Origin of the sequence: Duganella levis, assembly GCF_009857605.1 — a bacterium.
In the GTDB taxonomy this organism is placed as follows: domain Bacteria; phylum Pseudomonadota; class Gammaproteobacteria; order Burkholderiales; family Burkholderiaceae_D; genus Rugamonas; species Rugamonas levis.
On record NZ_WWCT01000006.1, the window covers coordinates 127,477 to 148,075 of the forward strand.

The 20,599-nt window shown below is 62.2% G+C and carries 20 protein-coding genes and 1 tRNA gene; 9 read left to right on the top strand and 12 right to left on the bottom strand.

The features are described from left to right. On the top strand, nucleotides 1–708 hold the full coding sequence (locus tag GTP69_RS10135; RefSeq protein ID WP_371867883.1) for a substrate-binding periplasmic protein: 708 nt from the start codon (nucleotides 1–3) through the stop codon (nucleotides 706–708). Here the strand turns inward: GTP69_RS10135 and GTP69_RS10140 are convergent, their stop codons facing one another. After that, nucleotides 709–1,827 carry a YbdK family carboxylate-amine ligase gene (locus GTP69_RS10140; RefSeq protein ID WP_161054775.1) on the bottom strand — a complete coding sequence of 373 codons (1,119 nt, stop codon included), beginning with the start codon at nucleotides 1,825–1,827 and terminating at the stop codon, nucleotides 709–711. Further along, nucleotides 1,827–3,014 (bottom strand): cation:proton antiporter, encoded by a 1,188-nt coding sequence (locus GTP69_RS10145; RefSeq protein WP_161054776.1) that lies wholly within the window; start codon nucleotides 3,012–3,014, stop codon nucleotides 1,827–1,829. Before GTP69_RS10145 ends, GTP69_RS10140 begins: the two co-directional genes overlap by 1 nt. Nucleotides 3,015–3,100: 86 nt before the next feature. Between GTP69_RS10145 and fghA the strand changes: the two genes are divergently transcribed. After that, nucleotides 3,101–3,943 (top strand): S-formylglutathione hydrolase, encoded by an 843-nt coding sequence (fghA, locus tag GTP69_RS10150; RefSeq protein WP_161054777.1) that lies wholly within the window; start codon nucleotides 3,101–3,103, stop codon nucleotides 3,941–3,943. A gap of 2 nt (nucleotides 3,944–3,945) precedes the next feature. Here the strand turns inward: fghA and GTP69_RS10155 are convergent, their stop codons facing one another. The 3 genes from GTP69_RS10155 to GTP69_RS10165 form a co-directional block, all read right to left on the bottom strand. Next, a complete protein-coding gene (locus GTP69_RS10155; protein ID WP_161054778.1) occupies nucleotides 3,946–4,527 on the bottom strand; it encodes a DJ-1/PfpI family protein in 582 nt (193 codons plus the stop codon). A 73-nt stretch (nucleotides 4,528–4,600) separates the two neighbouring features. Then, entirely contained in the window at nucleotides 4,601–5,563 is a 963-nt protein-coding gene (locus tag GTP69_RS10160) for a chemotaxis protein (RefSeq protein ID WP_161054779.1), read from the bottom strand. A 125-nt stretch (nucleotides 5,564–5,688) separates the two neighbouring features. Then, a tRNA-Gly gene (locus tag GTP69_RS10165) sits at nucleotides 5,689–5,764 on the bottom strand. A gap of 119 nt (nucleotides 5,765–5,883) precedes the next feature. On the opposite strand from GTP69_RS10165, the gene GTP69_RS10170 reads away from it, so the two are divergent. From GTP69_RS10170 to GTP69_RS10180, 3 genes are read left to right on the top strand one after another with little or no spacing between them, the layout of a single operon-like run. After that, complete coding sequence (locus tag GTP69_RS10170) at nucleotides 5,884–7,518, top strand: Na+/H+ antiporter (RefSeq protein ID WP_161054780.1); 1,635 nt, start codon at nucleotides 5,884–5,886, stop codon at nucleotides 7,516–7,518. Between the two features lie 58 nt (nucleotides 7,519–7,576). Beyond that, nucleotides 7,577–8,593, top strand: a complete 1,017-nt coding sequence (locus GTP69_RS10175) for a sensor histidine kinase (protein WP_229260883.1) — start codon at nucleotides 7,577–7,579, stop codon at nucleotides 8,591–8,593. Further along, entirely contained in the window at nucleotides 8,581–9,315 is a 735-nt protein-coding gene (locus GTP69_RS10180) for a LytR/AlgR family response regulator transcription factor (protein ID WP_161054782.1), read from the top strand. The genes GTP69_RS10175 and GTP69_RS10180 overlap by 13 nt, the downstream gene beginning before the upstream one ends. Here the strand turns inward: GTP69_RS10180 and GTP69_RS10185 are convergent. Further along, nucleotides 9,312–10,034 (bottom strand): PEP-CTERM sorting domain-containing protein, encoded by a 723-nt coding sequence (locus GTP69_RS10185; RefSeq protein WP_161054783.1) that lies wholly within the window; start codon nucleotides 10,032–10,034, stop codon nucleotides 9,312–9,314. The genes GTP69_RS10180 and GTP69_RS10185 overlap by 4 nt on opposite strands. A gap of 182 nt (nucleotides 10,035–10,216) precedes the next feature. Between GTP69_RS10185 and GTP69_RS10190 the strand changes: the two genes are divergently transcribed. Further along, the gene (locus tag GTP69_RS10190; protein ID WP_161054784.1) at nucleotides 10,217–11,413 is read left to right on the top strand and encodes an acyltransferase family protein; all 1,197 of its coding nucleotides are present in this window, start codon (nucleotides 10,217–10,219) and stop codon (nucleotides 11,411–11,413) included. Here the strand turns inward: GTP69_RS10190 and GTP69_RS10195 are convergent. Next, on the bottom strand, nucleotides 11,349–13,754 hold the full coding sequence (locus GTP69_RS10195; protein WP_161054785.1) for a penicillin acylase family protein: 2,406 nt from the start codon (nucleotides 13,752–13,754) through the stop codon (nucleotides 11,349–11,351). The genes GTP69_RS10190 and GTP69_RS10195 overlap by 65 nt on opposite strands. 12 nt (nucleotides 13,755–13,766) lie before the next feature. Then, a complete protein-coding gene (locus GTP69_RS10200) occupies nucleotides 13,767–14,729 on the bottom strand; it encodes a bifunctional helix-turn-helix transcriptional regulator/GNAT family N-acetyltransferase (protein ID WP_161054786.1) in 963 nt (320 codons plus the stop codon). A gap of 136 nt (nucleotides 14,730–14,865) precedes the next feature. Here GTP69_RS10200 and GTP69_RS10205 point away from each other — a divergent pair, with 136 nt between their 5' ends. The 3 genes from GTP69_RS10205 (at nucleotide 14,866) to GTP69_RS10215 (ending at nucleotide 16,200) form a co-directional block, all read left to right on the top strand. After that, nucleotides 14,866–15,369: a GAF domain-containing protein gene (locus GTP69_RS10205; RefSeq protein WP_161054787.1), complete on the top strand. Its 504-nt coding sequence runs from the start codon at nucleotides 14,866–14,868 to the stop codon at nucleotides 15,367–15,369. Then, a complete protein-coding gene (locus GTP69_RS10210) occupies nucleotides 15,362–15,781 on the top strand; it encodes a DNA-binding transcriptional response regulator (RefSeq protein ID WP_161054788.1) in 420 nt (139 codons plus the stop codon). The genes GTP69_RS10205 and GTP69_RS10210 overlap by 8 nt, the downstream gene beginning before the upstream one ends. Before the next feature lie 89 nt (nucleotides 15,782–15,870). Beyond that, the gene (locus tag GTP69_RS10215) at nucleotides 15,871–16,200 is read left to right on the top strand and encodes a four-helix bundle copper-binding protein (RefSeq protein WP_161054789.1); all 330 of its coding nucleotides are present in this window, start codon (nucleotides 15,871–15,873) and stop codon (nucleotides 16,198–16,200) included. Here GTP69_RS10215 and GTP69_RS10220 read toward each other — a convergent pair. Genes GTP69_RS10220 through yjfF form a run of 4 tightly spaced genes read right to left on the bottom strand, consistent with a single transcriptional unit; the run spans nucleotide 16,197 to nucleotide 20,596 of the window. After that, nucleotides 16,197–17,564, bottom strand: a complete 1,368-nt coding sequence (locus GTP69_RS10220) for a hypothetical protein (protein WP_161054790.1) — start codon at nucleotides 17,562–17,564, stop codon at nucleotides 16,197–16,199. The genes GTP69_RS10215 and GTP69_RS10220 overlap by 4 nt on opposite strands. A 44-nt stretch (nucleotides 17,565–17,608) precedes the next feature. After that, nucleotides 17,609–18,547 (bottom strand): LysR family transcriptional regulator, encoded by a 939-nt coding sequence (locus tag GTP69_RS10225; RefSeq protein WP_110849415.1) that lies wholly within the window; start codon nucleotides 18,545–18,547, stop codon nucleotides 17,609–17,611. Between the two features lie 56 nt (nucleotides 18,548–18,603). Continuing rightward, a complete protein-coding gene (locus GTP69_RS10230; protein WP_161054896.1) occupies nucleotides 18,604–19,557 on the bottom strand; it encodes a glycoside hydrolase family 43 protein in 954 nt (317 codons plus the stop codon). 40 nt (nucleotides 19,558–19,597) lie between these two features. Further along, nucleotides 19,598–20,596 (bottom strand): galactofuranose ABC transporter, permease protein YjfF, encoded by a 999-nt coding sequence (gene yjfF / locus GTP69_RS10235; protein ID WP_161054791.1) that lies wholly within the window; start codon nucleotides 20,594–20,596, stop codon nucleotides 19,598–19,600. Nucleotides 20,597–20,599: the final 3 nt, after the last annotated feature.

The following is a 20,599-nucleotide window of genomic DNA, read 5'->3' on the forward strand; positions in this document are numbered from 1 at the left end:
GTGATTGCCGCTTGTATGCTACTTGCCTCGCCAACTACCTCGGCCGAGGAAGTGATCCACATGGCTTACAGCGAACGGCCGCCTTACGTGATCACGCAGCCGGATGGCACCCTTGGCGGCCTGACGGGCGCACCCACCACTGCCGCTTTCAAAAACGCGGGCATTCCGGTGCAATGGCACAAGGTGCCGACCAACCGCCAATTGATGATGGTGAAAGACCACGCCAGCCCCAGCTGCGCCATCGGCTGGTTCAACACGCCGGAACGGCGGCAGTACGGCAAGTTCACCAAGCCGATTTATCGCGACCGCAGCTGGGCGGTGCTGACCAACGCCGCTTTCGCCGCCCGCAACATCGCTTCGCTGGACGAACTGGCGCACCAGCACGACGCGCGCGTACTGATCAAGGATAACTATTCCTATGGCGAACTGGACACCTTCATGCAGCACTGGCAGCCGGTCACAGCCATCTCGACCGCGCCAACGCTGAAGATGGTGCAGTCGGTCAGCACAGGCATGGTAGACCTGATGTTTGTCTCCGAAGACGAAGGCCACTACATCATTGAGCACCACGCCGGCCAGCAGGCACCCAACCTGCGGCTGCTGCAATTCAAGGATATGCCGCGCGGCATGGAGCGCTACATCATGTGCGGCAAGAGCGTGCCGGATGAGGTGATCGCCCGTCTCAACAAGGCGATCACCTTCAAGTAATCAACGCCCGCGGAAGCGATGGATGGCCGCGTCGACCACACCTTCCACACTACCGCTGGCGTCAAACTGCTGGCGAAGATAATGCGCATCGCTGCCCTCGTGCGTAACCTGGACCAGATGCTGCAAGCCGGCCGTGGCGCCCAGCTGCGCACCGTACGGTTCCATCTTGCGCAGCGTGGTCAGGATGTCTTCCCGCAGCGACAGGCTCTCGTAGGTTTTCGGATGGACCACCGTGCCGTCCAGCCCGAAGCGGCAAGCCTGGAAGCGGTTGTAGTTGTACACCAGATAGTCGTCCTCTTCCGGCGCCGCCTCGCGCCGCTCCAGCAGATAGGCGCACAGCGATTGCAGATACACCGCCAGCGCCGCCGCCCGCTCCACCGTCAGCGGCGTGTCGCACACGCGCAGTTCGATGGTGCCGAACTCCGGCTTGGGACGGATATCCCAGTAGAAGTCCTTCATGCTCTTGATCACGCCGGTATGTTCCATCTTGGCGAAATACTCGTGCTCGAAGGTATGCCAGCTTTGCGTGAACGGCGCCCGGCCGCTCATCGGAAACGCAAACACCGAGTTCAGCCGCGCCGAGTTAAACAGCGTGTCATTGCCCTGCACATACGGCGACGACGACGACAGCGCGATGAAGTGCGGTACGTAGCGGCTCAGCGAATGCAGCAGGAACAGCGCGTCATCGCCCGAGGCGCAGCCAATATGCACGTGCTGGCCGAAAATGGTGAACTGCTTGGCCAGGTAGCCATACAGCTCCGACACTTCCTTGAAGCGCGGCTTGGAGAAGATGCGGCGATCCGACCATTTCTGGAACGGGTGAGTGCCGCCGCCGCAAATGCCGATATTCAGCTGCTCGCCAGCGGTCACCAGCGTGTCGCGGATCACCTGCAACTGCGCCACCAGTTCCGTGTGGTTGGTGTGCACGTCGCTGTTAATCTCGATCATGCTCTCGGTGATTTCCGGCGTGACGTTGCCGGGGAACGGCTTGCGGCTCAACAGATGCAGCAAGTCCGGGCTGGACGCGGTCAGGTCGAAGTCCGACAGGCTGACCAGTTGCAGTTCCAGCTCGACGCCCATGGTCAGCGGCTTCGATGTTTGAAATTCTTCCAATGCCATTATTTTTCCTCCTGCGATGGCGATTCATTGGCCCAGATCAGCGCCCGCTGGGTGATGACCGGACCCACCACTTCCAGCAGCAGCGTCATGGCCGTCAGCGCGGCCAGCTCATCGACCAGCACGATCCCCATGTATTTCGTTTGTTCCAGCAGCAACGTGACAAACACCGACATCGGCGACAGCGCGATGCCGGTCAGCACGCCCTTGCGCCACGAGATGCCGCTGACGTGCGCAAACGCCGCCACGCTGGCCGTCTTGACCAGGAAGCGCGCCAGCAGCAGCACCGCCGCCAGGCCGGCGCCGTCAACCACCCGCTCCCACTCCAGCGTCGAGACGGCAAACACGAACAGCAGCACGGTCAGCAGTTCGCCGATACCGCCGAAGTTGCGCTCGGTACGGCTGAACGCCACCCGTTTGTGGCGCGCCGCCAGACCGAAGGTCAGCGTGGCCAGCACCGGCGACACGTCGAACGCGCGCGATGCCGCCACCAGCAGGATCACGCCCAGCGCGAAGGCAATGGTGCCATCCTGCGCCAGCGCGCCCAGCCGGCGCAGCAAGGCCGGCACGATAAAGCCCATCACCGCACCCATCGCGGCCGATACCAGCAGTTCGATGCCGCTGTGCGACACCGCCTGCGTCAGGCTGCCGGAGGTCTGGAACACCCAGAAGCCGACCACCACCTTGAACACGAACACCGCGATCACGCTATTGATGGCGACCAGGTGCAGCACCCGTTCGGTCACCTGGCCGGAACTGTTTTCTTCGTTAATCACGCGCAGCACGCCGGCTGGCGAAGTCGACATGGCCAGCGAAGCCAGCAGCAGAGAAGTCAGCGGCGGCATGCCGGTCAGATGCGAGATCAGGTAGACCACGCCGAAGGTCGCGGCCGATTCCACCAGCCCGCTGACGGCGATCCACGGATTAATCCGCAGCCAGTGCAGATTGATGCGATAACCAAATTCAAACAGGATCAGACCGAAGGCCATATTGGCCAGAATGGTCACATTGCTCGATGCGCCGCTGCTGAGCGCTTCCGGGAATGCCTGTGCCAGTAAAAAACCCACCAAACCGTAAACACTGATGCGCGGCAAGCGCGTCCAGCGATGCACGAATTCCCCCGAGAGCCAAGCCAAGGCAATTGCCAGTGGCCAGCCCAGATCGGCCAAAATGACCTGAATATCCGGCATGTACTTCTCCTTTTTAACAATACTTGTACAATTCTGCGCTGTATCGGCCGCTTTCACTGTGCGCTGGGGAACATAAGGAAACAAATATGCTAGAGATTGTCAACGAACATGCCTGCTTCGGCGGCGTACAGCGCTTTTATCGTCACGAATCGCGCGAGATCGGCTTGCCGATGCGCTTCTCGGTATTCATTCCATCACAGGCCCAGCAAGGCCCGGTGCCGGCGCTGTTCTACCTCGCCGGCCTGACCTGCACCGAAGAGACCTTCATGATCAAGGCCGGCGCGCAGCGCGTGGCGGCCGAGCTGGGCCTGATGCTGATCACGCCCGACACCAGCCCGCGCGGCGCCAATGTCGACGGCGAAAGCGACAGCTGGGATTTCGGCGTCGGCGCCGGCTTCTATCTCGACGCCACCGAGGCCAAGTGGGCCAGGCACTATCGCATGTACAGCTACATTCATGAGCTGCGCGAACTGGTTGAAAAAACGCTGCCGGTCGATGCCGGCCGCATCGGCATCTTCGGCCACTCGATGGGCGGCCATGGCGCGCTGACCATGGCGCTGAAACGCCCGGACGTGTTCCGCTCGGTATCGGCGTTTGCGCCGATCGCCGCGCCGTCGCAATGCCCGTGGGGCCAGAAGGCGTTCAGCGGCTACCTCGGGCAGGATACTACGGCATGGGCACAGTACGACGCCACCCTGCTAATGGCAGGGCTGAAGACGCCCTTCCCGGCCGGCATCCTGATCGACCAGGGATTGGGCGACAAATTCCTGGCCGAACAGCTGCATCCGGAAGCGTTCGAGGCGGCCTGCCAGACGGCCGCGCAGCCGCTGACCCTGCGGCGCCACGCGGACTACGATCACGGCTACTACTTCATCCAGACCTTCGTCGAAGACCACCTGCGCTTCCACGCGAAGAATCTTGCAGCTTAACGCTATAGCTTAATCTCGGTGCCCAGCTTCTGCAGAAACTGGGCGATCCACGCCGGATGCGCAGGCCACGCCGGCGCGGTGACGAAGATGCCGTCGGTGACCGCCTGGTCGACCGGAATCTCGGCATAGGTGGCGCCGGCCAGCTTCACTTCCGGCGCGCAGGCCGGATACGCGGAGATGGTCTTGCCGCGGATGACTTCGGCTGCCGCCAGCAGCTGCGCGCCGTGGCACACCGCCGCAATCGGTTTGGCCGCCGCAGCGAACTGCTGCACCAGCTCGATCACGCGCGAATTCAGCCGCAGGTATTCCGGCGCGCGGCCGCCGGCGATCATCAGCGCATCGTAGTTGCCCACCTCGGCGTCGGCAAAGCTGGCGTTCAGCTTGAACAGGTGGCCGGGTTTTTCGGTGTAGGTCTGGTCGCCTTCAAAATCATGAATGGCGGTCTTGATGGTGTCGCCGGCCTGCTTGTCGGGGCACACGGCGTGCACCACATGGCCGACGGCCTGTAGCGCCTGGAACGGCACCATGGTCTCGTAATCTTCCGCAAAGTCGCCGGTCAGGAACAGAATTTTCTTGGCTGCCACGGTATATCCTTTCGAAAAAATAAAGGGCCACGACGCTGCCGTCGTGGCCCTTCATACTACCGTGTTTTTCTACTCAGGCTGCAGTCTTGGCCAATACCGAGCGAATGGTGCCGGCCAGATCCTCGGCGGAGAACTTGGCGACATACGCATCCGCACCCACGCCTTTGACGTGGTCTTCATTGGTTTTACCCGACAACGAAGAGTGGATCACCACAGGAATCTTGCCGAAGCGCGGGTCCTGCTTGATCAAACGGGTCAAGGTAAAGCCATCCATCTCCGGCATTTCCAGATCGGTCAGCACCATCGCCACGCGATCCGTAATCTGCAGGCCTTCGGCCTTGGCGCCTTCTGCGATCGACTGCAGGCGGTCCCAGGCTTCCTTGCCGGACTTGGTCATGATGAAATGCACGCCCATCGCTTCCAGACCTTTTTCGATCAGGTTGCGCGCCACCACCGAATCGTCGGCGGCCAGCACCACGGCGCCCGGCTTCAGCAGCACTTTCGGGCCGATGGTTTCGGGATCGATATCATCACGCTCTGGCGGCACCAGTTCGCGCAAGATGGTTTCCACGTCCAGCACCTGCGCCAGGCGGGTGTTTTGCGTGTCGCCATCCACGCGGGCGATACTGGTGACCTTGCCGCCAGCCGTGCCTTCGGCAGTCAGCACCTGGCTCCAGTCCAGGCGCACGATTTCATCCACTGACTCGACCGCGAACGCTTGCGTGGTGCGCGCGAATTCAGTGACCAACATAATATTCAGACCAGTTTTTGGGGTCACACCGACAATGCCTGGCAAATCCAGCACCGTGATGATTTGTCCGCGCAGATTCACAACGCCCAGCATGTGTGGCGGGGATCCGGCCACAGCAGTCACTTCGGGCATTGCGACGATTTCGCGGATTTTGAAGACGTTAATACCGAACAGCTCAGAATGTTCGCCATTGGCGTCGCCGCCGAGACGGAACAAGAGGAGTTCGAACTTGTTGGAGTTGGTTAAGTTACTACGCTCATCAACTTCCTGTTGAACAGATTTCATGGATTCGTCTCCTTCGGTGGTCCTTGCTTAGTATAACGTTAGCAATGCCCAAGATGTTGTATTGGAGAACGATAAACAACAAAAAAGGAAGCCCGTGGGCTTCCTTTTAATGTGCTACTGAATTCTGGAGCGGGAGAAGAGTCTCGAACTCTCGACCTCAACCTTGGCAAGGTTGCGCTCTACCAACTGAGCTACTCCCGCAGAAGGCATGCATTATGACAGAAAGATTTCTCTTCCGCCAGTGCCATACCCCAACTTTTTAGCGAACACCCGATAGTGTAAGCTTAGCCTGTTTAACTGTACACGGAGTAAAGGTAGGAATGGATTCAATTGAAGTCGTCTTAGTCATGATGCTGGCGGTGGTCGCCAGCGCCTATATTCGCCGGGTGCTGCCGGGCACCATCCCGCTGCCGCTGGTGCAGATCGGCCTGGGCGCACTGATCGCCGCCAAGTCCGAACATGGGGTTGACCTCGAACCGGACCTGTTCTTCCTGGTCTTTTTGCCGCCGCTGCTGTTCCTGGACGGCTGGCGCATTCCCAAGAGCGGCCTGCTGCGCGACAAAGGCACCATCATCGAACTGGCGTTCGGGCTGGTGGTGTTCACTGTGATCGGCGCCGGCTTCCTGATCCACTGGATGATTCCCGCCATGCCGCTGCCGGTGGCGTTTGCGCTGGCCGCCATCGTCTCGCCGACCGATCCGGTGGCCGTGAGTTCGATCGCCGCCACCTCGCCGATTCCGAAGCGGCTGATGCACATCCTGGAAGGCGAATCGCTGCTGAACGACGCCTCCGGCCTGGTGTGCTTCCGCTTTGCGGTGGCCGCCGCCATGACCGGCGCCTTCTCGCTGCAAACCGCCGCCATCACCTTCTTCTGGCTGGTGGCCGGCGGCATCGCGGCCGGCGTCGGCGTGACCTGGCTGATCACCTGGCTGCAACGCTGGCTGACGCGCCACTTCGGCGAACCGCCAGGCTCGCCGATCCTGGTCAACCTGCTGATGCCGTTCGGCGCCTACCTGGTGGCCGAACGCCTGCACGCCTCCGGCATCCTGGCCGCAGTGGCGGCCGGCATCACCATGAGCTACGTCGAGTTGAGCGGCCACGCCATGGCCAGCACCCGCATCCAGCGCTCGGCCGTGTGGGACACGGTGCAGTTCTCGCTGAACGGCGTGATGTTCGTGCTGCTGGGCGAACAGCTACCGGAGATTTTCCACCTGGCCGGCACTTCGCTGGAGGAAAGCGGCCATTTGAACCGCTGGTGGCTGCTGGTGTACGCGGTCGCCATTACCGCCGGCCTGCTGGTGCTGCGCTTTGCGTGGGTGTGGGCCTCGCTGCGGCTGACCATCTTCAAACAGAAGTTCCGCCACCAGCCGCGTCAGAAAATCAATCCGCGCCTGCTGCTGGCCACCACGCTGGCCGGCGCGCGCGGCACCATCACGCTGGCCGGCGTGCTGACGCTGCCGCTGGTGCTGCCGGACGGCTCGCCGTTCCCGGCGCGCGCGCTGACCATCTTCATGGCCTGCTCGGTGATCCTGCTGTCGCTGCTGGTGGCCAGCATCGCCCTGCCACGGCTGCTGGCCGGCATGACCTTCCCGGCCGAACCGGAAGAGCAGCAGGAAGAAGATCTGGCGCGCCGCACCGCCGCCAATGCCGCCATTTCCGCCATCGAGAAAGCGCAGATAGAGCTGATGGAATCCGACGCCTGCATCGATCCGGATGTCTATCCGCAGGCCGCCGCGCGCGTGATCGCCTTCTATGAGCACAAGCTGAAGGAAGTCGATCCAGAAAGCGAACAGGCGTGGCGCAAGACCGATTCCGCCGAACGCGAACTGCGGCTGGCGGCGCTGGCCGCCGAGCGCAACACCGTGTTCGACCTGGCGCGCCACGATCACATTTCCGACGAAACCTCGCGCAAGCTGGTACGCGAAATCGACCTGATGGAAGCACGCTACCGCTAACGCCATGCAGAGAACCCGCACCGTCATCGCCCTCGCCTGGGTCTTGTTCTGGATACTGATGATTACCACATCAGTCCAGGAATATCTGCGCGATCACGATCACGGTGTATGGAAGCCGATATTGTGGGAAGGCTCGTCGGCGCTGACCGGCACCGTGCTGCTGCTAGCGCAGCGCCGCTTCACGCGCCGTTACGACCACCTGATCCATGCGCCGCTGCGCTGGTTCGCGCGCCAGCTGGCCTGGCTGCCGGTGTACTGGCTGGGGTTCGTGCCGATCGCTTTCGGCATGCGTCACGCGGTCTACGGGCTGGCCGGCGAACGCTATCCGCACGGCGGCTGGATCGAGATCTATCTGTACGAAGACATCAAGATGACGGTGTTCTTCTTCATCTTCGCCACCATCACCTTTGGCGTGCTGTCGTTCCATGCCATGCTGGATGAAAAGCTGCGGGTGGAGCGCGCCAATGCGTCGCTGCGCGAGGCGCAGCTGCTGCGCCTGAGCCAGCAGATGCAGCCGCACTTCCTGTTCAACGCCTTGAACACGATATCGTCGCTGATGTACAGCGACGTGGCGCGCGCCGACGCCATGCTGGTGCAGCTGTCGGACGTGCTGCGCGCCACGCTGGATGTCGGCGAGCGCCATCTGGTGCCCCTGGAAATGGAACTGCGGCTGCTACGCGGTTACGCGGCACTGATGGCCGAGCGCTTCTCGGACCGCGTCAGCATCGCCTGGCAGGTCGACGATGCGCTGCTGGCCTGCGCGGTGCCGGTGATGAGCATGCAGCCCTTGCTGGAGAATGTATTCAAGCACACAGTCGAAAAGCGCCGCCAGCCAACCGCCATCACACTATCCGCCCAGCGCCAGCAAGACACGCTGGTGCTGCGCGTTGAAGACGACAGCGGCCTGCTGCCAGCCGCGCCGACCGCCTCGTCGCCTCCGGCGGCCGGCGGCATCGGCGTGCGCAACCTGCGCGAACGACTGGCCGCGCTGTATGGCAATCGCGCCGCGTTTGACCTGATCCAGCTGTCGCCCGCCGGCGTGCGGGCCGAAGTGAGGCTGCCATGCGCGTCCTGATCATCGACGACGAACGCCCTGCCCGCGACAAACTGCGCCGCATGCTGGCGGCCGAACCGGACATCAGCGCCATCGAAGAAGCCCGCGACGGCGTCGAAGCGCTGGAAATGCTGCCAGCCTTCGCGCCCGACTTGCTGCTGCTCGACATCCAGATGCCCGAGATCACCGGCCTCGATGTCGCCGCCTCGCTGCCGACTCCCGCGCCGCTGGTGGTGTTCGTCACCGCCTACGACGAATACGCCGTGCGCGCCTTCGACGCCAACGCCATCGACTACCTGCTCAAGCCCTACGACCAGCCACGTCTGCAACGCGCATTGCAACGCGCACGCGAACGCCTCGTCCTGCCGCGCACCGCCGCCACCGCAACCGAAGCCGCGCCCGCCCTGCCCGCCGTCACTCAACTGCTGGTCCCCGAACGCACCGGCACCCGCATCATCAAAGTCGACGCCATCCAATGGATCGAAACCGCCGACAACTACATCATCCTGCATACCGCCGACGGCCAACCGCTGATGCGCCAGACCCTGGCCGGCCTGCTGGACAAACTCGGCCCGCGCTTCATCCGCTGCCACCGCCGCGCCGCCGTGCAGCTGGACTGGATCGCCAGCATCGTCAACCACGAAAAAGGGGACGGCGAACTGCTGTTGCACAGCGGCGCGCGCGTCCCCCTCAGCCGTCAATACCGCGCCGACGTCGTCGCGCGGATCGCCGACAATATTTAAACCACAGCCTGCTGCCCCTTCTGCTGGCGGCGCTTGGCCACGCCCACCAGCGCCAGTCCGGCCAGCAGCATGGCATAGGTTTCCGGCTCCGGCACCGCCGCCACCTGGGTCAGCGTATCGATGTTGGCATTGAAGGTGAAGGTATTATTCTGCGCATCGCCCCAAAAGAACGTGATCGTGCCATCGAAATCCTTCAGATCCAGCGTCGGTGGCAAGGCGCCGCTGTTCCATGTCTTGCCATTGTTCTTGTCCGTCAGCGTGATGTCGATATCCTGACTGACGCCCGGCGAAAGATTCTGTGCCGCCACCACCTTGATCGAATCCTGCGCACCGGCATTGCCGCCAATGCCGTCGCTGATGATCGCCATCGGATCGAAGGCTGCGGTGCTGTTCGGCTCAAACTTGTAGCCGGTGCTGCTGGTGAACGTAACGCCGACATGCGTCGGACTGGCATAGCCGGCATAGGTGCCATTGGAATCGGTATCGTAAAAAATGCTTGGCGTGCTCAGGTCGTAAAAGAAGTGGCCACTGAGGGTGGTGCCCACGCTCAGCAAGTGACTGGCGCTACCCGATGGAAAATCGTCCGCCGCGCCGTTGCCAAAATCGACTGCGGTGCCGTGCGCAGTAAAGTCGAACCGCACCATCTCCGCCTGACTGACCGCAGAGGCCAGGCCCAGCACCAACATCGACAGCGCCTTCAAAGCTTTGATACGTTTCATGTCATCCCCTATGTTTTAGAAAGAAGACTTTTATTGTATCCACAAATACAATATTTGATGTTTTTTTGTTTATTCTTTTTTGCAAGTCTCCGGCTCACCCCACGCGCCGCCCGTTTCGCCCCATGACGCTGGACGCAGCATCGCCGGCTGCTTAATCTAAAGACATCACAAAGGAGCTATCAATGACTAAGCCACGCCTGTATTTCCTCGACTGGATCCGCATCTTCGCGTTCTTCGTGCTGATCTTCTACCACACCGGCATGTACTACGTGACCTGGGACTGGCACGTCAAAAGTCCCTACGCCAGCGACGCCATCGAACCGTTGATGATCCTGTCGTCGCCATGGCGTCTCGGCCTGCTGTTCATGATTTCCGGCGTGGCCACCGCCTTCATGCTGCAAAAACTGCGCGTCGGCGCCCTGCTCAAGCAGCGCAGCTGGCGGCTGCTGGTGCCGCTGATATTCGGCATGTTCGTCATCGTGCCCCCGCAGGCATATTTCGAGGTGGTGGAAAAAGTCGCCTACCATGGCAGCTACGCGGAATTCATGCGCCTCTACGTCAGCAGCTACCATGGCTTCTGCCGTGGCGCCGACTGCCTGCGCATGCCGACCTGGAACCATCTGTGGTTCGTGTCCTACCTGTGGGCCTACACCATGATCGGCGGCTTGATCGTGTGGCTGCTCGGCGCCCGCTTCCAGCGCCTGTCCGACGCGGTGGGACGCCTGCTGAGCGGCTGGCGCATCATCGTGCTGCCGGTGATCGTACTGGCGGTGGCGCGCTACACGCTGGCCGACCGCTTCCCTACTACCCATGCGCTGGTCGATGACTGGTACAGCCACGCCCAGTACTTCTTCCTGTTCGCCCTGGGCGCGCTGCTGGCGATGCAGACCGGCTTCTGGGTCCGCGTCGACGCACTGCGCTGGACCAGCCTTGGCCTGTGGCTGTGCAGCTGGGCGCTGATCGTCTGCTACTGGTCGATCCCGGAAGCGCTGGCCACGCCGGAAGTGCTGCAATGGAAGCCGGTGATGCGCGCCATCTACTGCCTGTGCCAGTGGGCGCCGATCCTGACCGTATGCGGTTTCGGCCACCGTCACCTGAACTTCGACAGCGCCAAGCGTCGCTACCTGACCGAAGCCGTGTTCCCGGTCTACATCCTGCACCAGACGCTGATCGTCAGCATGGCGCACTGGATGAAACCCATCAAACTGGCGCCGGGCATCGAAGGCACCTTCCTGATCGTGCTGACCTTCGGCATCAGCTTCGGCGTGTTTGAAGTGGTGCGCCGCATCGGCGTGCTGCGCCCACTGTTCGGACTTACTTCACAAACGTCAGCGTATGCTGCGCGGGCCCCGGCAGCAGTGGCGACTCCCGCCCGGTAAGCCAGTCCATACGGCCATCGAGGAAGTACGGCGACAAGGGATGGCCACTCTGCCCGCCAGGCATGTTAAAGATGCCCTGCTCTTCGTGGCCCGGCGATACCGTCAGCCGCTCCGACTGGCCAAACGTCGGCCCGGCCACGCGCGGCATGTGCTGGTCGCCGGCCAGCATGTCCGGCGCCACCTTCAGGTATTTGCCCAGCAGTGGAACGGCGGACGCCATCGGATGCGCACTGGCTGCCGTGTTGCGCTGGCCCCAGGTGGCGTTCTTCAGCGGCTGGCCGTCCTTGGTCAGCTCCGCGATCACGCGGTCAAGCGCCGCCAGCTGCAAGGCTTCCCAGCTCGGATACTGCGACGGCAGCCAGCCGGCCGGCTGCTGGTCCAGCAAGCGCGCCAGCACCACCGGCCAGCGCGCGCTGATTGCGGCCATGCTGGCCTTGGGATCGATCTGCGCCAGCTCCGAGTTGACGCCGCCATAGGTGATGTCGTACACCGCGTACATGAAGCCGCGGGTGATGCGGTAACCGGCCGAATCCACGCTGGCCTTGCCGCTCCAGTTATCCTTCAGCAGCGCCAGCGCCTCGGTGCGTTGTGCATTGCCGGCGATGGCCTTGGCGTCCAGCGCGCCGATGGCGCGTTCACGCCATGCGGTCAGGAACACGGCGCGGTCATCGAGACCGATGGCGTAGACTTTTTTTACATCCGTTTTCGGACCCAATGCGGTCAAGTCGTCGCGTACCTGATGCGCGCGCGCACCGAGGTCGAAGCCGCCATCGCCAATCAGCGCCGCGCCCTCGCCGGCCAACTGGCGGTTGTTGGCGGTGCCGAGCTGCCCTTGCGGCGGATTAACCACCTTCGGATACTCCGCCGGCGCCAGCCAGCCTTGCCACTGGCCGGCTGCATCGTCGGCCGTCAGCGGATAGGTCGAAGTCACGCCGTGCGCCGCGCGCCGTGGCAGCGGGCCGGCGATGGTCCAGCCGATATTGCCCTTGTCATCGCCGGCGACGAAATTCTGCACCGGCACACCCAGCGTCGGCGCAATCGCCAGCGCCTGATCGAGCGTATCGGCCGACTCCAGCTTGCCCGCGTTGAAGTTGACGGCGCCCGGCAGATGCGCGCTCCAGTGCAGCGCATAGCTGCGGCCCTGCACCTCGCGGATCGGACCGAGCGAGGTCTCGCGCACCGCCAGTTTAACGGCCGGCGCACCTTTTACCAGTATGGTTTCTTCCTGCACCACCGGCGTTTCCCATCCCGCTTGCGTGCGCACCTGGCCCGGCTTGGCGGCGTCGCTATCCAGCGCGATCAGGTCCAGGTAATCGCCATAACTGTTGGTGAAACCCCAGGCCACATGGCCGTTACTGCCCACCACCACGAACGGCGCGCCGGGCAGCGTGACGCCCACCATGCGGCGCTGGCCGCCCTTCCCATCCGGGAACTGCAAGGCGGCGCGATACCAGATGGCCGGCAGCTGGATACCCAGATGCATATCGTCGGCGACGATGGAGGCGCCGGTGTCGCTGCGGGTGCCGGCCACCGCCCAGTTATTGCTGCCGACCGTGTTGAGGAATTCGGCCTGCGCGACCTTGACCGCTGCCGGCCTATCTGCGGCTTTCGGCTTGCCCCACCATGCCGGCGGCGCCGATGGCATCACCACTTCGGCGTCGATCTGCTGCGCATCAAGTGGCGCATCCCAAGGCGTGGACTCGGGCGCGAGGAAGGCGCGCTGCTCGTCGGTGGTGTGATCGCGGAACCAGCCGCGCGCCAGTTCACGCGATTCCAGATTGCCTTGCAAATCGAAATACATGGCCCAGATCACCAGCAGCGTATCGGCTTGGGTCCACGGGCGCGGCGTCTCACCCACCAGCGCATATTCAAACGGCTTGGTATTGAGCGCGTGCAGGCCGTCGTTGACGCCGGCCACATACCGATCCAGCAGCGCGCGGTCTTCTGCGGGCATGGACTTCAGCGCCAGTTCGCCGCGCGCGCGGAAGCGGTGCAGTCGGTGCGCTTTATCCAGCGGCAGCGCGCGGTCGCCAAACAGTTCGGACAATTCACCGGCCGCCACGCGGCGCAGCAGATCCATCTGGAAGAAGCGCTCCTGCGCATGCACAAAGCCGGTGGCATAAGCCACGTCGCCACGGCTGCCGCCACTGATGACCGGCACGCCATGCGCATCGCGCGCGACGCTGGCCGTGGTTTCGATTCCGGCCGCCTGGCGCGTGCCGTCCAGCTGCGCCAGACTGCCGCGCAAATACAGCCACGCCCCGGCTACTGCCAGCACCAGCAGCACCAGCGCCGCCAATAAAATCCGCTTCGACCACTCCGCCAGTCTGCTCGTCCGCATGCTGTCCCCAATTTAGGATGAAGCTATGCATATTGCCATAAGATCGAGCTCCCACGTCTCATTCACCATATCTTTGCCGAAGGCGTGCACCGGCTCCTCAGCCACCAGCACATAGCCTTTGCTCTGGTAGATATGGCGCGCTTCCTTTTGCTGGTCCGTGGTCCACAGGCGCATTTTGCGGTAGCCGGCTGCGCGCGCGAAGCGGTGGCATTCATCCACCAGCCGCGATCCGAGTCCGTAGCCGCGCGCCTGCTCTTCCACCAGCAGCAGCCGCAGTTTGGCCACGCCGTCCTCGCCGCTGCGCGCCAGCGCGATCGAGCCGACCGACTGACCGTTCATCTCGGCGATCCAGCAATGCTCCAGCACGGGATCGAAGTCGCGCTCGAAGTCGGCGCAGATCTGGCCGACCAGCGTTTCAAAACTGCGGTCCCAGCCCTGCAGCGTGGCATACAGTTCGCCGTGGCGGCGTGTGATCCACGCCATGTCGCCCGGACGATGCGCGCGCAGTACGAACGGCTGGGCGTATTTGAGGCCGGCCTCGGTGTCCAGCAGCTCGCGGATGGTGCGCATCGCATCCAGCATGCGCAGCTGGTCGGCATCGCCGAAGCGCGACAGCATGTCGCCCACCTCTTCGCGTGAGCGGCGGTCCAGCGGCTCGTAGACGGCGCGGCCGTGCTCCGTCAGATGCAGCAGCTTGGAGCGGCCATCGGTGGCGGACGGCACTTTGCTGACCAGACCAGCGCTTTCGAACTTGGCGACGATGCGGCTCAGGTAACCGCGATCCAGCCCCAGGTCGCGGCACAGCGCGGCCGATGGCTGGTCGCCATGGTGCGCCAATTCGTACAGCACGCGCATCTCGGTCAGCGTGAATTCGCTGTGCAGCAGGCCTTCGCGCAGCACGCCGATCTGGCGCGTGAAAAATCGGTTAAACGAACGGACCGTCGCGACGCGGTCGTTAAAAACAGGGACAGGCATGGCAACTCCAGCAAACGATACAGGGCAATTGTGCGACACATTGCTGACTGAGTCAACAATCTCGCGTAGCCCAGCTTGCCGGATAGTGTTAGAGTAAGAACAACACGACTACGCGGCCGCCGCGCCGTCTCACGCCATGTTAGCTGCGCCTATCCCTGCCTACGACAAAGAGCGTCTCGCCGCCCTGCGCGAAATGCTGATCCTGGATACACCGCCCGAAGAGCGCTTCGACAAGGTGGTGGAGTTTGCGGCACAGGAGTTCGACGTGCCGATCGCGCTGATCTCGCTGCTGGACGAAAACCGCCAGTGGTTCAAGGCCCGCGTAGGCGTGGACGTCTGCGAGACCGCCCGCGATATCTCCTTCTGCGGCCACGTCATCCTGCAACCGGACCTGTTCATTATTCCCGATTCGCGCGCCGACGAGCGTTTTGCCGACAACCCGCTGGTGGTCAATCCGCCGCACGTGATCTTCTATGCCGGTGCGCCGTTGACCATGCCGTCGGGCTTCGTCATCGGCACGCTGTGCATCATCGACCATGAACCGCGCACGCTGGACGCTACCGAAATGGCGATTTTCACCTCGCTGCGCGACTTGCTTCTGGAAGAACTGGCCAACCGCGCGGAGGCAAACCATGCATGATGCACCTTCCAGAAACCTCAACATGCTGCTGGTGGAAGAGCAAACGCTGCTGCGCAAGACGGTATCGATGACGGCGCGCTCACTGGGCCTGGGCACTGTGCACGAAGCGGCCACCGTGCAGTCGGCCGAACGCATGCTGCGCGAACGCGCGTTTCAAGGGGCGGTGATTTCGATCGACTGCGGCGCCCAAGGCGGCTGCCACTACACGCTGGAACTGCTGGACAAAGTCCGCAACGGCCTGTCGGCCAGCGACGCCTCCATCCCCATCGCGGTGATGGTCGACCAGGCCACCGCAGACCTGATGCGCGAACTGCGCGAACGCCAAGTCAGCCGGGTCATCCTCAAACCCTTCCGGGCCAAAATCCTGCTGGAAGCGTTTGCGCAAATGTCGTCCGCTCGCGGGACTCAGTAGAACCACATCCCTCACCCTGATTTGATAGGCACCGCACAGAGGCCCAGGCGTCGCTGGCCTAGCATGGTAGCTTCTTTAAAGGAGCGGCCATGAACGACATCCCCGACATGCAGGACTGCATTGACGCCTGCACCAACTGCCACCAGGCTTGCCTGCAAACTGCACTCACGCACTGCCTCAAGATGGGCGGCCGGCACGTCGCGCCGGACCACTTCCGCTTGATGATGGACTGTGCCGCTATCTGCGAAACCTCCGCCAACCTGCAACTGAGCGGGTCCCCCTTCAGCGCGCGACTTTGTGCCCTGTGCGCAGACATCTGCCATGCCTGTGCGCTGAGTTGCCTGGAACTGGATGGCATGGAAGAATGCGCCCGCGCCTGTGAGGCGTGCGAGCACACTTGCCGTGCGATGGCTGCTTAGTTGCCGAGGTGGGATTGGGTCAGCAGATCGCGCCGGGTATTTGATACTTCGGGCGTGCTGCTTTCGTCGGTCAACATGCCCATCACGTACTTCAGCACTTGCGTGGTGCGGGTGATGTGTTCGTCGACAGTCCCGCGCACCAGCATGCCATTGTGGTAGCCGATTTCGGTGTCCCTTGAGCGGTCCTCGCTGACATGCTTGAAGTAGTAGTTTTGCGAGCCCTTGCTGTTGTCCAGCGCCAGCGGCGTAGCGCCGAGGGACTCATGGAAGCTGGCCTCCAGGTGCGCGTGCTGCTTCTGCGAGATGGAGCGATTGCGCTGGCTGTCGCCGCTGATGTTGGTGCTCTGCGAGACCTGATAAGAGAATGTATCCATTTCATTCTGCCGCATCGGATTGGACGCTACCGGCGTGTCGCTCATGGAAGCGTCAAAATCCGGTAGCCCGGTCAAAAGCGCATGATCGCTGTCCGACAAATTGATGGGACGATTACTGACCACCGTGGTCTCCGACGCAACACCCGTCATCTGCTGAAACGCCGACTTGAACGTGGCCAGTGTCGACTCGTTGGCGTGGCCACGAATACCCGCTTCGTCAAACTGCTTCAGATACGCATCCATGCCCGCCTTGCGCTGCTGCGCATTGCCCATGCCGGCCAACTGGCGCAGGTCGACGCTGACATTGGCTTTACCGTCCGGCCCATCCGAGGTGAACGAGCGCTTCGCGTGATCGACATGAAAAGTCTGCGTTTGCGCCGGCGTGGTACCAAACTGCGTTTTCGCCTCCACATCAATCGACGACACCAATGACGAATCGTAGGCCAGCAGCCCTGTGAAATCCAGCCTGGATCCATCCCGCATGCTGTCGATGGCACTCTGAAAGCCATCCGCCAGCTTGGCCAGTGCAGCGCGATCAGTCGCCCCCAGCTTGCTGCTACTGCTTACCTGTAGCGAGAGGCTATTGGCTTTGCTATCCAGGTTGACCTTGACGTCGATACCGTCAGCCATCTTGATGCTCAACGTGACTTGATATCCACCCGCTACCGGATCGGCATTCAACAGCGATACCGACTGCGAGAAATTGTTCACGTCGCGCAGCGCGGCAGCACCCAAACCGTCAAAGCGGTTCAACAGGGATTTTGAACCGTAATTGATGGTCATCAGCGACGTCAGCGGATCGCTGGATTTGACCTTCCACGTCAGCGCGCTAGCCAACGGCGCCTGCATGCTTTGCAGGCTGCCGGAAGATGCGACACTGGACGCTTGCGCCCCAGTGTCAGCAACAATGGGAAGATTTTGTTGTCCCTGCGCCTTGAATACCGGAAGCACCGGGACAACGCTGCTGCTGAGGGGGGATATGGTCGTCATAACCTATAGTAGCGACAAAATCCCTACCAAAATTAAATCCGCCGTCAGTAGATCTCCTGCGCCACCTCGCGCACGGACTTGAGCAGCAGCTCGGCCCCTGGCGACAGGATGTGGCCATTAACGGTGATGATGCCGAAAGCATCCATGCGGCACGGCAGCTCGATCGGCAGGATGTTCAGCACACCCTGCGACTCGTAATACTGCGCCACCGCGATCGGCATCACGTTGAGCGCGTCGGTTTGCTGCAGCAGCGGTTTAATCAGCAGCACCGCCGTGGTGTCGACCACGTTGATCGGCACTTCCAGCCCCGCGCGGCGGAACATCAGTTCACAGCGCGCGCGCAGGATCGAGCCTTGCGGCGGCAAGATCCACGGCTGGTTGGCGATATCGCGCAGTTGCAGGTTCTTGGACTTCATCAGCGGATGGCCAACACGCACCACCGCACATGCCGGCTCGTCGCCCAGCTCCTCGTAGCTCAGTCCCTGGGCGCTTTCGCGCTCAGGAATCCGGCCGATCATGAAGTCGAGCCGGCCGCGCTGCAACTGCTCCAGCAGCACGTTGGACAGCTCCATCTCCACGCCGATGCGCAGCTTCGGCGCCAGCTGCTTGGTGCGCGTGATCGCCTTCGGCAGCAGCGAAATCCCCGGCGTCATGATGGTGCCGATGTCGACCTGCCCGGTCAGTCCGGCCTTGATGGCGACGATGTCCTCATGCGCCGCCGACAGGCTGGTCAGCGCCATGCGGGCGTGACGTATCATCGTCTCGCCGTAGATAGTTGGCTCCATGCCGCGCGGCAGACGGTCGAACAGCTGCACGCCCAGCATCTCCTCCAGATCCTTGAGCTGCTTGGACGCGGCGGGCTGCGTCATGTGCAGCTCCTCGGAGGCGCGGTGGATGTTGCGTTGTTCGTCCAGCGCGATCAGCAGCAGCAGCTGGCGCGTTTTGAGGCGCGCGCGCAGGAACCAGTTAGGGTTTGTATCCATAGGTAAATGATATCAGGTTCGGCATTGATTATTATTCAATGCCATTGTTATTGATATCACTTGCAAGCAGCACTAGGATTGGCCGCAGGGCCTTCCTTGGTCTGCTTGATAAATGGAATCGTGCCGTCGGCGTTGTACGCAAACTCCTCTACCGCGACCGAACGGCGGTACTCGCCGCCACCCGGCAGTTTGGCGTTGTGATAGATGATGTAGTTCTTGCCGTTGAATTCAACAATCGCCTGGTGGATGGTCTTGACCTTGACGTTCTTCGACATGATCACGCCGCGATAAGTCCACGGACCGGTGGCGCTTGGGCCGGTCATGTAGGCCGTCTCCTCCGGGAATTCGCGCGAATACGACAGGTAGTAGGTGCCGTTATGCTTGTGCAGGTAGGACGCTTCCGTGAAGCGCTCCACGCCCACCGTGTGGATCGGGCCATCCAGCTCGATCATATTGGCTTTCAGCTTGGCCCACTTCAGCACCGAGTTGCCCCAGTAGAGATAGGCCTGGCCGTCGTCATCCTGGAAGATCGCCGGATCAATATCATCCCAGGCGATTTGCGTTTCCAGCGTCATGTTGTTGGTGATGAGCGCAGAACCGCGCGCGTCGACAAACGGGCCTTCCGGTTTGTCGGATACCGCCACGCCGATGGCGCGGCCTGGAATACTGGCGTGATCCACGGTAGCGTAGAAGTAGTATTTGCCATCGCGCTTGGTAATGTCGGCCGCCCACGCATCCACTTTTCCGATCGCCCATTTGAAGGCGGATGGCTGGATCGGCGAACCTCGGTCGGTCCAGTTCTTCATGTCGCAACTGCTGTACAGCCGCCATTCCTTCATCACATAGTCCTTGTCGGCCGGCGTGGCCTGGTCATGGCCGACGTACAGATAGACCGTGCCGTTTTCCACAAAAGCCGCAGGATCGGCGGTAAAAACTTTCGGCAGGATGGGATTGGCCGCTTGCGTGGCAGGCGCCAGCAAACCCGCCAGCACGCTCGCCGTAGCGAACATCAGACTTTTTTTCAAAATACTCTCCAGTGTCGTCGTTAATTTATTTTTTATTGGCGCGCATGGTCATCACGCGTTGTACTACACAGAAGATGAACAGCAGGCCGCCGATCACAATCTTGGTCCACCAGGAGCTGAGCGTGCCGTCGAAGGCAATCAGCGTCTGGATCGCACCCAGTACCAGCACGCCGGTCAGCGCGCCAGCCACGTATCCATAACCGCCGCTCAGCAGCGTGCCCCCGATGACCACGGCGGCGATGGCGTCCAGCTCCGTGCCCTGCGCGTGCAGGCCGTACCCGGACAGCATATAGAACGAAAACAGCACGCCGGCCAGCGCCGCGCAAAAGCCGGAAAAGGCATAGATCAGCACCTTGGTGCGGGCCACGCGCAATCCCATCATCAGCGCCGACTGCTCATTGCCGCCAACGGCGTAGATGGCGCGGCCGAACGGCGTGCAATGCGCAACGTAGATGGCGGCGGCCAGCGTCACCAGCGCAATCAGCGCGCCCGGCGAGATGAAGCAATCGCCAATCGGCAGCTGCGTTTGCGACAGGGCGACGAAGAACGGATCGTCGATGGTGATCGAGTTAATGCTGATCAGGTAGCACAAGCCGCGCGCCAGGAACATGCCGGCCAGCGTGACGATGAACGGTTGCAGCTTGAAGTAATGGATCAACGCGCCCATGCCGGCGCCGAACACGGTGCCCAGCGCCAGCGCGATCACGATCACCAGCAGCGGCGGCAGATGCCAGGTCTGAAGCATGTAGGCGCAGATCATGGTGGTCAGCGCCAGCACCGAACCGACCGACAGGTCGATGCCGCCGGAGAGAATGACGAAACTCATGCCGACCGCGATCACCAGCAGGAAGGCGTTATCGATCAGGAGATTGAACAGCACCTGCAAGGACAGGAAGCCGGGATAGGCCGCGCCGCCCGCGCCCAGCAGCACCAGCAGCAGGAAGACTGTGATCAGCGACGTAAAGTACGGTGACGAAATGATCGAACGCGCCGGCCGGGCGGCGGCGGGGCTGGTGGTGCTCATACT